This is a genomic window from Arthrobacter ramosus, assembly GCF_039535095.1.
Lineage (GTDB): Bacteria > Actinomycetota > Actinomycetes > Actinomycetales > Micrococcaceae > Arthrobacter > Arthrobacter ramosus.
Genome location: NZ_BAAAWN010000001.1, coordinates 3,565,488 through 3,578,083, shown reverse-complemented (window position 1 = coordinate 3,578,083; position 12,596 = coordinate 3,565,488). Strand labels below are relative to the sequence as shown.

General features: G+C 62.7%; 11 protein-coding genes and 1 tRNA gene. 9 read left to right on the top strand and 3 right to left on the bottom strand.

Annotation, left to right across the window (positions count from 1 at the left end):
• Positions 1-24: 24 nt before the first annotated feature.
• From ABD742_RS16495 to ABD742_RS16455, 9 genes are all read left to right on the top strand, one after another.
• Positions 25-1,470, top strand: a complete 1,446-nt coding sequence (locus tag ABD742_RS16495) for an NAD(P)/FAD-dependent oxidoreductase (RefSeq protein ID WP_234751301.1) — start codon at positions 25-27, stop codon at positions 1,468-1,470.
• Between the two features lie 90 nt (positions 1,471-1,560).
• Positions 1,561-2,481 carry an N-acetyltransferase gene (locus tag ABD742_RS16490; protein WP_234751303.1) on the top strand — a complete coding sequence of 307 codons (921 nt, stop codon included), beginning with the start codon at positions 1,561-1,563 and terminating at the stop codon, positions 2,479-2,481.
• Positions 2,482-2,521: 40 nt separating this feature from the next.
• Positions 2,522-2,595 (top strand) — tRNA-Leu (locus ABD742_RS16485).
• Between the two features lie 241 nt (positions 2,596-2,836).
• A complete protein-coding gene (locus tag ABD742_RS16480) occupies positions 2,837-4,066 on the top strand; it encodes a branched-chain amino acid ABC transporter substrate-binding protein (RefSeq protein ID WP_234751304.1) in 1,230 nt (409 codons plus the stop codon).
• A gap of 78 nt (positions 4,067-4,144) precedes the next feature.
• Positions 4,145-5,164: a branched-chain amino acid ABC transporter permease gene (locus ABD742_RS16475; protein WP_234751305.1), complete on the top strand. Its 1,020-nt coding sequence runs from the start codon at positions 4,145-4,147 to the stop codon at positions 5,162-5,164.
• Complete coding sequence (locus ABD742_RS16470) at positions 5,161-6,363, top strand: branched-chain amino acid ABC transporter permease (RefSeq protein ID WP_234751306.1); 1,203 nt, start codon at positions 5,161-5,163, stop codon at positions 6,361-6,363. The genes ABD742_RS16475 and ABD742_RS16470 overlap by 4 nt, the downstream gene beginning before the upstream one ends.
• Positions 6,356-7,243 (top strand): ABC transporter ATP-binding protein, encoded by an 888-nt coding sequence (locus ABD742_RS16465; protein ID WP_234751307.1) that lies wholly within the window; start codon positions 6,356-6,358, stop codon positions 7,241-7,243. Before ABD742_RS16470 ends, ABD742_RS16465 begins: the two co-directional genes overlap by 8 nt.
• On the top strand, positions 7,230-7,943 hold the full coding sequence (locus ABD742_RS16460) for an ABC transporter ATP-binding protein (protein WP_234751308.1): 714 nt from the start codon (positions 7,230-7,232) through the stop codon (positions 7,941-7,943). The genes ABD742_RS16465 and ABD742_RS16460 overlap by 14 nt, the downstream gene beginning before the upstream one ends.
• A gap of 132 nt (positions 7,944-8,075) precedes the next feature.
• Complete coding sequence (locus ABD742_RS16455; protein ID WP_234751310.1) at positions 8,076-8,978, top strand: Bax inhibitor-1/YccA family protein; 903 nt, start codon at positions 8,076-8,078, stop codon at positions 8,976-8,978.
• Between the two features lie 22 nt (positions 8,979-9,000).
• Here the strand turns inward: ABD742_RS16455 and ABD742_RS16450 are convergent, their stop codons facing one another.
• The 3 genes from ABD742_RS16450 to galT are packed head-to-tail and all read right to left on the bottom strand — an operon-like array spanning position 9,001 to position 12,591.
• Positions 9,001-10,239, bottom strand: coding sequence for an acetyl-CoA C-acetyltransferase (locus ABD742_RS16450; protein ID WP_234751311.1), 1,239 nt, complete (start codon positions 10,237-10,239; stop codon positions 9,001-9,003).
• 52 nt (positions 10,240-10,291) lie between these two features.
• On the bottom strand, positions 10,292-11,461 hold the full coding sequence (gene galK / locus ABD742_RS16445; protein WP_234751312.1) for a galactokinase: 1,170 nt from the start codon (positions 11,459-11,461) through the stop codon (positions 10,292-10,294).
• The gene (galT, locus tag ABD742_RS16440; protein ID WP_234751313.1) at positions 11,458-12,591 is read right to left on the bottom strand and encodes a galactose-1-phosphate uridylyltransferase; all 1,134 of its coding nucleotides are present in this window, start codon (positions 12,589-12,591) and stop codon (positions 11,458-11,460) included. Before galT ends, galK begins: the two co-directional genes overlap by 4 nt.
• Between the last annotated feature and the right edge of the window lie 5 nt (positions 12,592-12,596).

Here is a 12,596-nt window from a genome sequence, read left to right as displayed (position 1 = left end):
CACAAGGTGCTGTACTCTATTCTTATGGCAACCACCCCTGAGCTCATTGACCGTCCCCGTGTTCTCGTTGTCGGCGGCGGATACGTCGGCCTGTACGTAGCACTCAAGCTGCAGAAGAAGATCGCGAACGCCGGCGGCATCGTCACCGTCGTTGATCCCCTTCCCTACATGACCTACCAGCCCTTCCTCCCCGAAGTGGCCGGCGGCAACATCGAGGCACGCCACGCCGTCATCTCGCACCGCCAGCACCTCAAGCAGACGGAACTCATCCAGGGCCGCGTCACCAGCATCGACCACCAGAACCGCACCGCCGTTGTTGCTCCGGCCGACGGTGGAGAGCCTTTCGAGATCCCGTACTTCGACGTCGTGGTTGCCGCCGGCGCCATTACCCGCACCTTCCCCATCAAGGGCCTCGCTGACGAAGGCATTGGCCTGAAGACCATCGAAGAAGCGGTCGCCCTGCGAAACAAGGTCCTTGAACGCATCGAGCTCGCCTCTACGATGACGAACGCCGCCGAGCGCGCGAAGGCCCTGACCTTCGTGGTCGTGGGTGGCGGTTTCGCCGGTATCGAGTGCATCACCGAGATGGAAGACCTCGCCCGCGCTGCCGTCAAGAACAACTCGCGCGTCCGCCAGGAAGAAGTCCGCTTCGTTCTTGTCGAAGCCATGGGCCGCATCATGCCCGAGGTCACCGCAGCCCAGGCCGAGTGGGTTGTTGAACACCTGCGCAGCCGCGGCATCGAGGTCCTGCTCAACACCTCCCTCGACAACGCAGAGGGCAGCCTTAAGCTCATCAACCTGCCGGACAAGACCCCTGCCCAGGAGTTCGAAGCCGACACCCTCGTGTGGACGGCCGGCGTGCAGGCCAACCCGATGATCCGCTCCACCGATTTCCCGCTCGAGCCGCGCGGACGTGTCCGTGTCCTCCCGGACCTGCGCATTGCAGGCGACGAAGGCATCATCGACAACGCCTGGGCGGCCGGCGATATCGCTGCCGTTCCGGACCTCACCGGCAGCGGCCTGCCGGACGGCACCTGCGTTCCCAATGCCCAGCACGCACTGCGCCAGGCCAAGCGGCTCGCCAAGAACCTGTGGGCCTCCCGCTGGGACAAGCCCATGGCCGACTACAAGCACAAGAACCTCGGTGCGGTTGCCGGCTTCGGCGAATGGAAGGGCGTTGCCAACATCAACATCCTGGGCCGTATCGGCCTCAAGGGCGGACTCGCATGGCTGGCCCACCGCGGCTACCACGGCTTGGCCATCCCCACCGGTGAGCGCAAGGTCCGCGTGATCTTCAACTGGCTCCTGGGCATGACCATGGGCCGCGACACCACCCAGCTCCTGGACCTCGACAACCCGCGCGGAGCCTTCGTGGCCGCGGCCACCCCGGCTCCCAAGCCGGCCGCCGCACCCGCGCCGGCCGCCGAGCCCGCTGAGGCCAAGGCTCCGGTCACGGCTGACGCCAAGTAGCGAACGCCAAGTAGTACCGCCGACGGCGGCCGTCTCCCACGCGGGAGGCGGCCGCCGTCGTCGTTTAACGGCTGGTCCTAGACTTGCAGCATGGCTGGCGAAAGCGATCTGACGACTCTCCTGAGATCCATGCACCCCGTGCTTCGAGACGGCGACTACGTGTACGCATTGTGGCCGCACGGTAAACCGCTTGAAGGCAATATCGAAGCCGCTGTCCGCGAAGCGGAAGGCCTCACCGTGGTGCTGCGCCGAGAGGAAGCCGGGCGCCTGGGACTGTCCTACGATTTCGTGGCGGCGTGGATCACTCTTCAAATCCACTCCGCGCTCGAAGCTGTGGGGCTCACCGCGGCAGTCAGCTCGGCCCTCACGGCAGCCGGTATCAGCTGCAACGTCCTGGCCGGATTCCATCACGACCACCTGTTGGTTCCCTCCGCCGAACGCGGGCACGCCATGGAAGTGCTCGGACTGCTGGGCCAAGGCGTAGTGCTTCGAACGGAGAGGCCGGCCGACCGCGAGTCCGTACTGGCGCTCACGGCTGCCGCCTTTTCCACCAGCCCGGTCACCGGGCTGCCCGTCGACGGAGTCCCGGCCGAAGCGACGCTGCTGCGTGAACTCTTCGACTGCGATGAGTACCTGCCGGAGTTCAGCATCGTGGCCGAGATTGCCGGTGAGGTCGTAGGCCACGTCATCAGTACCCGCGGCTGGATCGGGGAGCTCCGGCTTTTGGGGCTGGGCCCCATCAGCGTCCAGCCGCACTTGCAGCGGCGCGGCATCGGATCTGCGCTCTTGCGGGAAACCGCGCGACGGGCCGACGATGCGGGCGAACCTGGCATCGCCCTGCTGGGCAGTACCGGGTACTACCCGCGCTTCGGATTTCTACCCGCCCGAAAGCTGGGCGTGATGGCCCCCGACGCCGGGTGGGGAGACCATTTCCAGCTGTTGCCCCTCAAGGCATGGCCCGACGGCGTCGGCGGAACCTTTCGTTATGCCGCGCCGTTCCACGGGCTCTGAGACCAAGGAGGGGAGTGCACTGGGTTACCATTATCCGGGCGCCCCAGTAGCCCAATTGGCAGAGGCAGCGGACTTAAAATCCGCGTGTTGTGGGTTCGAGTCCCACCTGGGGCACGCACGCGAGATGCGAACCGTGCCGCCCCCCGTGTTGCGCCAGCTTGTGCCGTGACAGGAATTTAACCCCGCGTTCATACGAAGGGTTGTCCGGGCAGGGGGGTGATCCACCGTTATTAGATCCTGACCTGCATATATGTGTTCCAGGACACATATTTGGTAGTACTCTCATGGAACATGTTCGAAGTGAAAGTGACTTCGGGCGAATGACCACGAATCAGACGCACCGCGGAGGCTATTTATGTACAGGAAGAAAGTCATTTCGGCGATTGCAGCAGCAGCCACCCTTGGCATGCTAGTGGCGGGCTGTGCGAATCAGACTGCCCCTAGCGGCACAGAGACCTCGGGTGGCGGCGGCAGGATCAATATCCCTGCGATTTCCAAAGTCGACGTTCCTGCCGGAGCTGTTTTGCCTGCAGGCGATGGCAAAGGAACATGCCCGTCAACCACCACCCTTGCCTATGCCGGTGCCGAGACAGGACCCAACGCCCAGCTGGGTATCAACATCTTCAACGGCATCCAGCTGGCCATCAACCAGCACAACACCGCGAACCCCGGCTGCCAGGTCCAGTTCAAGAAATTCGATACTGAAGGCGATCCGAACAAGGCCACTGGCCCGGTAACGCAGATCGTGTCCGAGTCGGACATCATCGGAGTGGTGGGCTTGCCCTTCTCGGGAGAATCCAAGGCCACCGGCAACATCTTCGAGCAGAAGGGCTTGGTGCACATCACGCCCTCCGCAACCAACCCGAGCCTGACGAAGAACGGCTGGACCACCTTCTTCCGCGCCCTCGGCAATGACGCCGTCCAGGGTCCGGCGGCGGCGAAGTTCCTCACGGACAAGCTGCAAGCAAAGAAGGTCTACCTCGTCCAGGACGACTCTGACTATGGCATCGGTCTGGGAACCACAACGTCCGCGGCCCTTGGCTCCGCGATGGTGGGGTCCGACAAGGTCGTCACTGGCCAGAAGGACTTCTCGGCCGTGATTTCCAAGATCATGAACGCCAAGGCAGACACCGTCTACTACGCCGGCTACTACGCAGAAGGTGCTCCCTTCGACCAGCAGCTGGTTGGAAAGGGATTCACCGGCTCCTTCGTGGGTCCGGATGGCGTGAAGGATGACCAGTTCATCAAGCAGGCCGGCGACGCGTCGTCGAACTCATACTTCACCTGCCCGTGCATCCCCGGCGAGCTGATCCCGAGCTTCGAGTCCGAGTACAAGAAGCTGGCCAACGCTGAGCCCGGAACCTACTCCATTGAAGGTTACGACGCTGCCACGGTCCTGCTCTCAGGTATCGACAAGGGCAAGCAGTCCCGCGCGGACCTTCTCTCCTGGGTCAAGTCCTACGATGCAGACGGTCTGTCGAAGCACTACAAGTGGGATGCAACCGGCGAACTGGCAACGCCTGATGTTTACGGCTACAAAGTTGAGAACGGCAAGATCGTTCCCATCGGCGTCATCGGAAAATAACACCGAGCCCAGATGAATGCTGGGGGTTAGCATCCATGCCGACCCCCAGCATTTCTTTTGATTACATCAGGAAGTGCCATGATCAGTGAAGTAATTCCCAACCTGCTCCACTCGGTTCCCGTGGACGACACGTGGATCACCTTCGACGTAAACTCGTTCACCCAAAACTTCTGGAGTTCCACCTTTGACGGGTTGACCTTCGGGGCAATTTATGCGTTGGTTGCCCTCGGTTACACCCTTGTCTACGGCGTTCTCAACCTCATCAACTTTGCCCACTCCGAAGTGTTCATCACGGGCTGTTACGGAGTGTTCTTTACCCTCAGCGCCCTGAATTTCGGTCCCTCTGCTCCGAGGCTGGGTTTTTGGGCCATCGTGGGAAACCTTGTCCTCGCCCTCGTCGTCGCGATTATCGCCTCAGCCTTGATGGCAGTGATCGTGGAACGGGTGGCTTATAAACCCTTGCGGCAGCGCAAGGCGCCCCGCCTGGCATTCTTGATTACCGCCATCGGTGTTTCCTTCGCCATTCAGTACACCATTTACTGGTGGCGCGGACCGAGCCCGGAGGCTGCGCTCACGATGTTCCGGCCGCTCGCTATTTTCGACGTCTTCGGGACCATCGTCGATTCGCAGCAGGTGGTTATTGTCGTCGCTGCGATTATCCTCATGATCGCCACTGATCAGTTCATTAGGCGGTCCCGCACCGGCCGAGGCATCCGTGCCGTGGCGCAGGACCCGGATACCGCAACTTTGATGGGTGTCAACAAGGAAAAGATCATCGTGACCACCTTTATAATCGGCGGGATCCTGGCCGGAGCAGCTGCCTTGTTCTACGTCATGAAAATCCCGTCCGGCGTGCAATACAACGGCGGATTCATCCTCGGCGTCAAAGCCTTCGCGGCCGCTGTCCTCGGAGGCATCGGCAATGTGCGCGGTGCTTTGCTGGGCGGCCTGCTGATCGGTTTGATTGGCAACTACGGCCAGGTGCTCCTGGGTAGTTCCCAATGGACGGACGTTGTCGCGTTCGTGGTCCTGGTGTTGGTATTGATTGTGCGACCCGAAGGTGTCTTGGGTAGCTCGCTTGGAAAGAGTAAGGCATGAGCACAACAGACGGCCCCACGCTTATTCCCGATGATGCTTCAGCGCAGGAGATTGCCGACCGCGAAGCCAAGATGCGGCAGCGCAAAGGCTGGTTCCCGGGACTAAGTGACAAATGGAATGCGCTCCCGCGCCAAACCCAATGGTTGATCCTGATCGTCGTCGTTGTCATTGCGTACTTGCTTCCCATCCTCAATCCGCCGCTGATCACGACGGAACCGGGCAACAATTGGCAAATTGCACTCGCGCAAATGTCCGTCTATGCCCTCGTGGCTGTGGGCTTGAACGTGGTGGTCGGCTATGCGGGCCTCCTTGACTTGGGCTACGTGGCATTCTTTGCCCTGGGTTCATACACGGCAGCAATGTTTACCAGCCCGGATTCTCCGTATGTGCACATTCCCTACTTGTGGACGCTGCCGCTGGCTATGGCGGTCGCCATGTTCTTTGGCGTGGTCCTGGGTGTGCCTACTCTTCGCCTCCGCGGCGACTACCTGGCTATTGTCACGCTGGGCTTCGGCGAGATCGTGCGCATTTTGGCCACCATTATTCCGGCGATGAAAGGCCAAGTTGGTTTCCAGAATGTCGGCCACCCTCCGGGAACGGATTCAAGCGGCCAGCCAATCTTCCTGAACTCGAGCGGAACTCCGTGGTACTGGTTGACGCTGACCATCATCATTCTGGTGCTCTTGGCCGCCGGAAACCTGGAGCGCAGCCGCGTGGGACGCGCGTGGATTGCCATCCGTGAAGATGAAGACGCCGCGGAAATCATGGGCGTCCCGACGTTCAAGTACAAGGTGTGGGCCTTCGCGATTGGTGCTTCCGTGGGCGGACTGTCGGGTGCATTGTTCGCCGGCCAGGTGGGTTTTGTGAACAACCAGAAATTCGACATCGCCACCTCAATCCTGTTCGTCGCTGCTGTTGTCATGGGCGGCACGGGAAACAAGGTTGGTGCGATTCTTGGCGGTGCGTTGGTGGCATATATTCCGCTCCGCTTTACCGCGATTGCGGAGTTCAAGTATTTGATCTTTGGTGCGGCGCTGGTGGTCATCATGATTTTCCGCCCCGGCGGTCTCCTGCCGGCACGCCAGAGCCTCCTCGCGTACGGACGCTTGGCTTACAACAAGCTCAAGGGCGCCGTAGGCGACATCCCTCCTTCGGGCAAAGTCGTTTTGGAACCGGGAAAGGGGGCTGACAATGAGTGAAGCAATTGAACCGGATATTGATGTGGAAGCACTCAAGGAACAGGGTGTGGACCTTGACGTCGCCGGGAAGGTAGCGCCTGAGAGGGACATTGTCACCAAGGTGGGCGAAGCCTTGGTCCAGGTCCAAGACCTGACGATTAAGTTCGGTGGCCTGACGGCTTTGGACAATGTCACTTTCGATATCAACCGAGGCGAAATCCTCGGCTTGATCGGTCCTAACGGTGCCGGCAAAACCACGTGTTTCAACGCCATGACAGGCGTGTACAAGCCGACGTCCGGAAAGGTCTTATTGGAAGGCCAATTGCTCAACGGACTGCCGCAGCACCGGATCACCAGGCGAGGCTTGGCCAGGACCTTCCAGAACATCCGCCTTTTTGGTGAGATGACAGCTTTGGAAAACGTGGTTGTTGGTCTCGATGCACGCCACCGCACGAGTGTCGGCGGGGCACTCCTGCGTCTGCCCACCCATGTCCGGGAAGAGAAAACCGCGATTGATCGCGGCATGGCATTGCTTGAGTTCGTCGGCATCGCTGATCATGCCCATTTCTTGTCGCGGCACCTTCCTTATGGGTACCAGCGTCGCCTGGAAATCGCCCGGGCACTGGCCACAGACCCTAAGGTCCTGTGCCTGGATGAGCCTGCGGCCGGGTTCAATCCCGCGGAAAAAGAAGAACTCATGGCCCTGATCCGGACCATCCGTGACGACGGCTACACGGTCCTGCTCATTGAGCACGACATGAAGTTGGTCATGGGCGTGACCGACCGGATCGTGGTCCTGGAGTTCGGGAAAAAGATCGCGGATGACTTGCCCAAGATTATCCGCGACGACCCGAAAGTTATTTCCGCCTATCTCGGGGAGCCTGAAGATGACCTTGCTTGAGCTGAAGAACGTTTCCGTCCACTACGGCCGGATCCAAGCCATTTCGGACATGTCATTCAGCGTGGATGAGGGCGAAATCGTCTCGCTCATCGGTGCCAATGGTGCCGGCAAAACCACCACCATGAGGACCATCTCCGGATTGCTGACTCCCTCGGCTGGCTCCATCACCTTCGCCGGGCAGGACATCACCAGGATGAAAGCGCACATCCGCGTCGTCCAAGGAATTTCGCAAGCCCCTGAGGGACGCGGAATCTTCCCTGGCATGACGGTAGAGGAGAACCTTGACATGGGTTCCTACGGCCGCAAGGACCGGACCAAGGTGGCAGACGATTTGGAGCGCGTCTTCGACTTGTTTCCACGGTTGAAGGAGCGCATCAAGCAGTTTGGCGGCACCATGAGCGGTGGGGAACAACAGATGCTCGCGATTGGCCGGGCGCTGATGTCCAACCCCAAGCTGTTGCTGTTGGATGAACCTTCCATGGGGCTTGCTCCGCAGTTCATCCGCCAGATCTTCAAGATTGTCACCGAGATCAACAACCAAGGCACCACGGTGCTTCTGGTGGAGCAAAACGCCAACCAGGCCCTCGCCCGTGCTCACCGTGCTTTTGTCCTGGAAACCGGGTCAATTACGCACAGGGGAACCGGCAAGGAACTGCTCGCCAACCCGGCGGTCAAGGAAGCGTACCTCGGCGTCGGATAGCCGCATGTGCCGGCACCCTCACAACAAACAGGGTGCCGGCATCAGCGGCGGTGGAACTTTCGGTGCGGACTAAGCGTGGGAATTGGTAGCGTGAACTATCACTTCGCACCCACGGCAAGAAGGACACCCACCATGGCACTCGGCGGCAACCCGATCTTCAACGGAAAGAATTTCCGTGGAGCCACACAGGCTCCGCCTGTTCCCAGCTACTCCCACGGCCAGAACCAGTACGGCCAGCCCCAGTACGGCCAGCCCCAGTACGGCCAGCCCGCCTGGGCGGCACAGCCGCAGATGACCAGCGATCAGCTGCAGCAGATGTACAACCAGCCCGCAGCCGGTCCGGCCGAGACCGGCCGTATGACTTTCGACGACGTCATCGTCAAGACGGCGGCCTGCCTTGCGGTGCTGTTGCTTGGCGCAGCCGTCACGTTGTTCGTGGCTCCCGGCACGGCAAGTCTCCTCATGATTGTCGGCGCGTTGGGCGGCTTCGCCCTGGGCATGGTCAACTCCTTCAAGAAGCAGCCGTCCCCGGCACTGATCCTGACTTACGCCGGCCTTGAGGGCTTGTTCCTCGGAGGCCTGACCCGCCTCCTGGATGGCATGTTCCCGGGCGTTGGCCTGCAGGCAGTCATCGGCACCCTTGCCGTCTTCGGCGTAACGTTGGCTCTCTTCAAGAGCGGCAAGGTGCGCGCCACACCCAAGGCAATTCGCTTCTTCATGATCGCCACGCTCGGCTACCTCGTCTTCGCAGTCATCAACATGGTCCTGGTGTGGACCGGCGCCGTCCAGTCGCCGTTCGGCCTGAGCAGCAGCGTGCACATCTTCGGCATCCCGTTGGGCGTTTTCATCGGCATCCTGGCTATCGGCCTGGCCGCGTTCTCCCTCGTCATGGACTTCACGAGCATCGAACAGGGTGTCCGGCAGGGTGCTCCGGAGAAATACTCCTGGACGGCCGCTTTCGGCCTGACCGTCACACTCGTGTGGCTCTACGTGGAGATCATCCGCCTGCTGGCGATCCTGCGCGGCGACGACTAACGCGGGGAGGTCTTCGAGCGGCTTACGACAGCCGTTCGAAGACCACCGCCATGCCCTGTCCGCCACCGACGCAGAGGGTCGCCAGTCCCAGGGTGCCATCCCGTTCGCGGAGGCCATTGAGCAAGGTGGTGGTCATTCGGGCGCCTGTCATGCCAAACGGGTGGCCAAGGGCGATGGCGCCGCCATGAACGTTGAGCTTCTCGGGATCGATGCCTAGCTCGCGGGCGCTCGCCACCACCTGGACGGCGAAGGCTTCGTTGAGTTCCACGAGGTCAATGTCTGCCATGCTCAGCCCCGCCAAGGCCAGGGCCCGGCGGGACGATTCCACGGGTCCCATGCCCATGAGCTCCGGGGAAAGTGCGCTGACGCCTGTGGAGACGATGCGTGCCAGCGGTTCGAGGCCAAGCTCCCGGGCCCTGAAATCGCTCATGACCACGACGGCGGCGGCGCCATCGTTGAGCGGGCATGCATTCCCCGCGGTCACGGTCCCTTCCTTGCGGAAGACCGGCTCCAAGGCGCTGACGGCTTCAAGGGTGACGCCGGCACGGGGTGAATCGTCGCGCTCCACCACGGTGCCGTCCTTGCGGGTGTACGGCGTGATCTCCCGGGCGTAGAAACCGGAGGCAATGGCCGCCTCGGCGCGGTTCTGGCTCCGGACCGCCCACAGATCCTGCTCCGCCCGGCTGATTCCGTGGCTCGTGGCGACGTTCTCGGCTGTCTGTCCCATCGCGATGTAGACGTCCGGCATCCGTCCGCCCATGCGGGGATCCGTCCACGGCGTGTTGGACGCGGCCCGGGCCGCCGTGCGGGCACGCGCCGCTTCAAACAGGGGGTTATGCAGGCTGGTGTCCGTTTCCCCTGCCCCGACCCAGCTCTGGTAACGGGACACCGACTCAACCCCCGCCGAGACGAAGGCATGGCCTTCCCCGGAGCTGATCGCGTGGAACGCCATCCGCAGGGTCTGCAGGCTCGAGGCGCAGAAGCGGTTGATCGTGGCCGCGGGGACATTGTCCTGGCCTGCCAGGACGGTCACAACCCGGGCCATGTTCGAACCGGCTTCGCCACTGGGCTCGGCGCAGCCAAGGTAGAGGTCATCGAGGCCACGGCCATCGAGTGCTCCCGGATCGAATGCCGGAATTTTTGCCAGCGCAGCAGTCACCATCGCCGCCGCGAGGTCGTCAGGACGTTCGTCCTTGAGGGACCCCTTGAAGGCCCGTCCAATGGGGCTTCTGGCGGTGGAAACGATGACGGCCTCAGTCATGCCCCCAGCTTACGCCGGGGCCCGCTCGCCGAAGGCGGCGAACGGACTGGAGTCAGGCGAGGCGTGTGGCCCCGGCGGCCGGAGTCACGGTGAAGATGTCCGGCGTCGTGAAACCGGCCGCCGCGAAGGCGCGTACGACGGCGTCGCGCACGTCCTGCTCATGGCCCACCGGGGTGAGGGCGATAGCTGAGCCGCCGAAACCGCCTCCTGTCATCCGGGCACCGATGGCGCCGTGGGCGCGGGAGGTTTCCACCGCGAGATCGAGTTCCGGGCACGAGATCTCGAAGTCATCGCGCATGGACGCATGGCTCGCATCCAGGAGCCTGCCGATGTGGGCGGGTCCGTCCGTCGTGAGCCGTTCCACGGTCTGCAACACGCGGTCGTTCTCCGTGACGATGTGCCGCACGCGTCGGAAAGTCGTGCTGTCCAGGAGGCCGCTGGCTTCCTCCAGATCGCCGATGCCAACGTCGCGAAGGGCCGGGACTCCCAGTACCTGGGCGCCCAATTCGCAGGAAACCCTACGGGAGGCATAGCCGCCGTCCGCATGCGAATGCGAGACCTTGGTGTCGATGACCAGCAGCACGAGCCCGGCTTCCTGGGCGTCGAAGGGGACGAGCTGTACGCTCTGGTCGCGGCAGTCCAGGAAGACTGCATGGCCCTTTGACCCGCGAAGTGACGCTGACTGGTCCATGATTCCGGTGGGGGCGCCCACGAAGTCGTTTTCGGCCCTCTGCGTTGCGAGGACCATGTCTTCGGCGCCGAGTCCCGCGCCAGTCAGCTCGTTGAGGGCCGAGATGACTGCGCATTCGATGGCGTGCGAGGAGGACAGTCCCGCGCCAAGGGGGACATCCGAATCCATGAGGAGATCGAAGCCCGGGACAAGGATGCCGCGCTGTTGCAAGGCCCAGGCCACGCCGAGCGGATACTTCGTCCAGCCCTTGGCCGCTTCCGGAACCAACATGTCCACGTCGGCTTCGACGAGGCCCTGCTCGCCGAAGGTGGACAGCAGCCGGACGCGTGAATCATGGCGGATCCGGACTGCAACCTTCGCGGTCTTGTCGATCGCGAAAGGCAACACGAAACCCTCGTTGTAATCGGTATGCTCGCCGATCAGGTTAACGCGTCCCGGTGCCTGCCATACGCCGTCGGGGGCTGAACCGAAGGTCGACTCGAAAAGCCCGGACAGGGCGCTCACGGCGGGGGCGTCGGGAGTGGAGGTCATGCTGGTGCCCCTTCGGGAATAGCGCGCTGCGAATGGCTGGCGACGGCGCGCAGCCGTTCTGCCACGGATTCGGGCGTGGTGTCGTTGATGAAGGCTCCCATGGCCGCCTCGGAACCGGCAAGGTACTTGAGCTTGTCGGCGGCACGGCGCGGGGAGGTGAGTTGCAGGTGCAGGTGGCCGGACGGCCTCAAGGCAGCATCGAGGGGTGCCTGGTGCCACGCGGAAATGTACGGCGTCGGAGTTGGATACAAGGCGTCCATGCGCTTGAGCAACTCAAGGTAGACATGGGCCAGTTCGTCACGTTCTTCGCCGCTCAAGGCAGCGAGGTCGGGAACTTGGCGATGCGGGACCAGGTGCACCTCCAGCGGCCAGCGGGCGGCGAACGGCACGTAGGCACTGAAGTGCTCGCCTTCGAGTACCATCCGGCTCCCGTCCTGCCGTTCGGCCTTGAGGATCGAGGACGTCAGCGATTCCCGGCCCTTGGAGTTGTCGAAGTGCCGGCTGGCAGCGGCGCCAAGGCTTGCCGCCCGCGGGGTGACGTAGGGGTAGGCATAGATCTGTCCGTGCGGGTGGTGGAGCGTTACCCCAATGTCCGCACCCCGGTTTTCGAACGGAAACACCTGCTGGATTCCAGGGAGCGCGCTAAGCGCCTCGGTCCTGTGCGCCCACGCCTCAATGACCGTGCGCGCCCTGGTTTCGCCAAGCTCGGCAAAGGATCCGGTGTGGCTGGGGGTGAACGAGACAACTTCGCAGCGGCCGTAGGCGGGGCCTGCCGTTCCCCAAGCAGGGGTGCCTGGAATCGTCCCGACCGCCGGGCCCAGTGAGGGGAAACGGTTCTCGAAAACCACGACGTCGTAGTCCGGCGCGGGAATTTCCGACGGGTTCGCGGGCGTGGTCGGGCAGATCGGGCATTGGTCCGCGGGCGGCAGATGGGTGCGGCCTTGGCGGTGTGCCGCGACGGCGACCCATTCGCCGCTCAGCGCGTCGTAGCGCAGCTCGCCCGGATCAGCCCGGGGCGGCAGCTCACGGTGATCCGTCAGCGAGCCGGGATCGCGCTCCGGCGAGCCGGCGTCGTCGAAATAGATCAGCTCCCGGCCATCGGCGAGACGTGTGCTGGTAAGGCGAGTCATGGATT

Bases quoted from the DNA above. Each gene is read 5' to 3' on its own strand.
- ABD742_RS16495 (WP_234751301.1), top strand. From the start codon at position 25: ATGGCAACCACCCCTGAGCTCATTGACCGTCCCCGTGTTCTCGTTGTC.
- ABD742_RS16455 (WP_234751310.1), top strand. From the start codon at position 8,076: ATGGCACTCGGCGGCAACCCGATCTTCAACGGAAAGAATTTCCGTGGA.
- ABD742_RS16470 (WP_234751306.1), top strand. From the start codon at position 5,161: ATGAGCACAACAGACGGCCCCACGCTTATTCCCGATGATGCTTCAGCG.
- galT (WP_234751313.1), bottom strand. From the start codon at position 12,591: ATGACTCGCCTTACCAGCACACGTCTCGCCGATGGCCGGGAGCTGATC.
- ABD742_RS16480 (WP_234751304.1), top strand. From the start codon at position 2,837: ATGTACAGGAAGAAAGTCATTTCGGCGATTGCAGCAGCAGCCACCCTT.
- galK (WP_234751312.1), bottom strand. From the start codon at position 11,461: ATGACCTCCACTCCCGACGCCCCCGCCGTGAGCGCCCTGTCCGGGCTT.
- ABD742_RS16450 (WP_234751311.1), bottom strand. From the start codon at position 10,239: ATGACTGAGGCCGTCATCGTTTCCACCGCCAGAAGCCCCATTGGACGG.
- ABD742_RS16475 (WP_234751305.1), top strand. From the start codon at position 4,145: ATGATCAGTGAAGTAATTCCCAACCTGCTCCACTCGGTTCCCGTGGAC.
- ABD742_RS16490 (WP_234751303.1), top strand. From the start codon at position 1,561: ATGGCTGGCGAAAGCGATCTGACGACTCTCCTGAGATCCATGCACCCC.
- ABD742_RS16460 (WP_234751308.1), top strand. From the start codon at position 7,230: ATGACCTTGCTTGAGCTGAAGAACGTTTCCGTCCACTACGGCCGGATC.
- ABD742_RS16465 (WP_234751307.1), top strand. From the start codon at position 6,356: ATGAGTGAAGCAATTGAACCGGATATTGATGTGGAAGCACTCAAGGAA.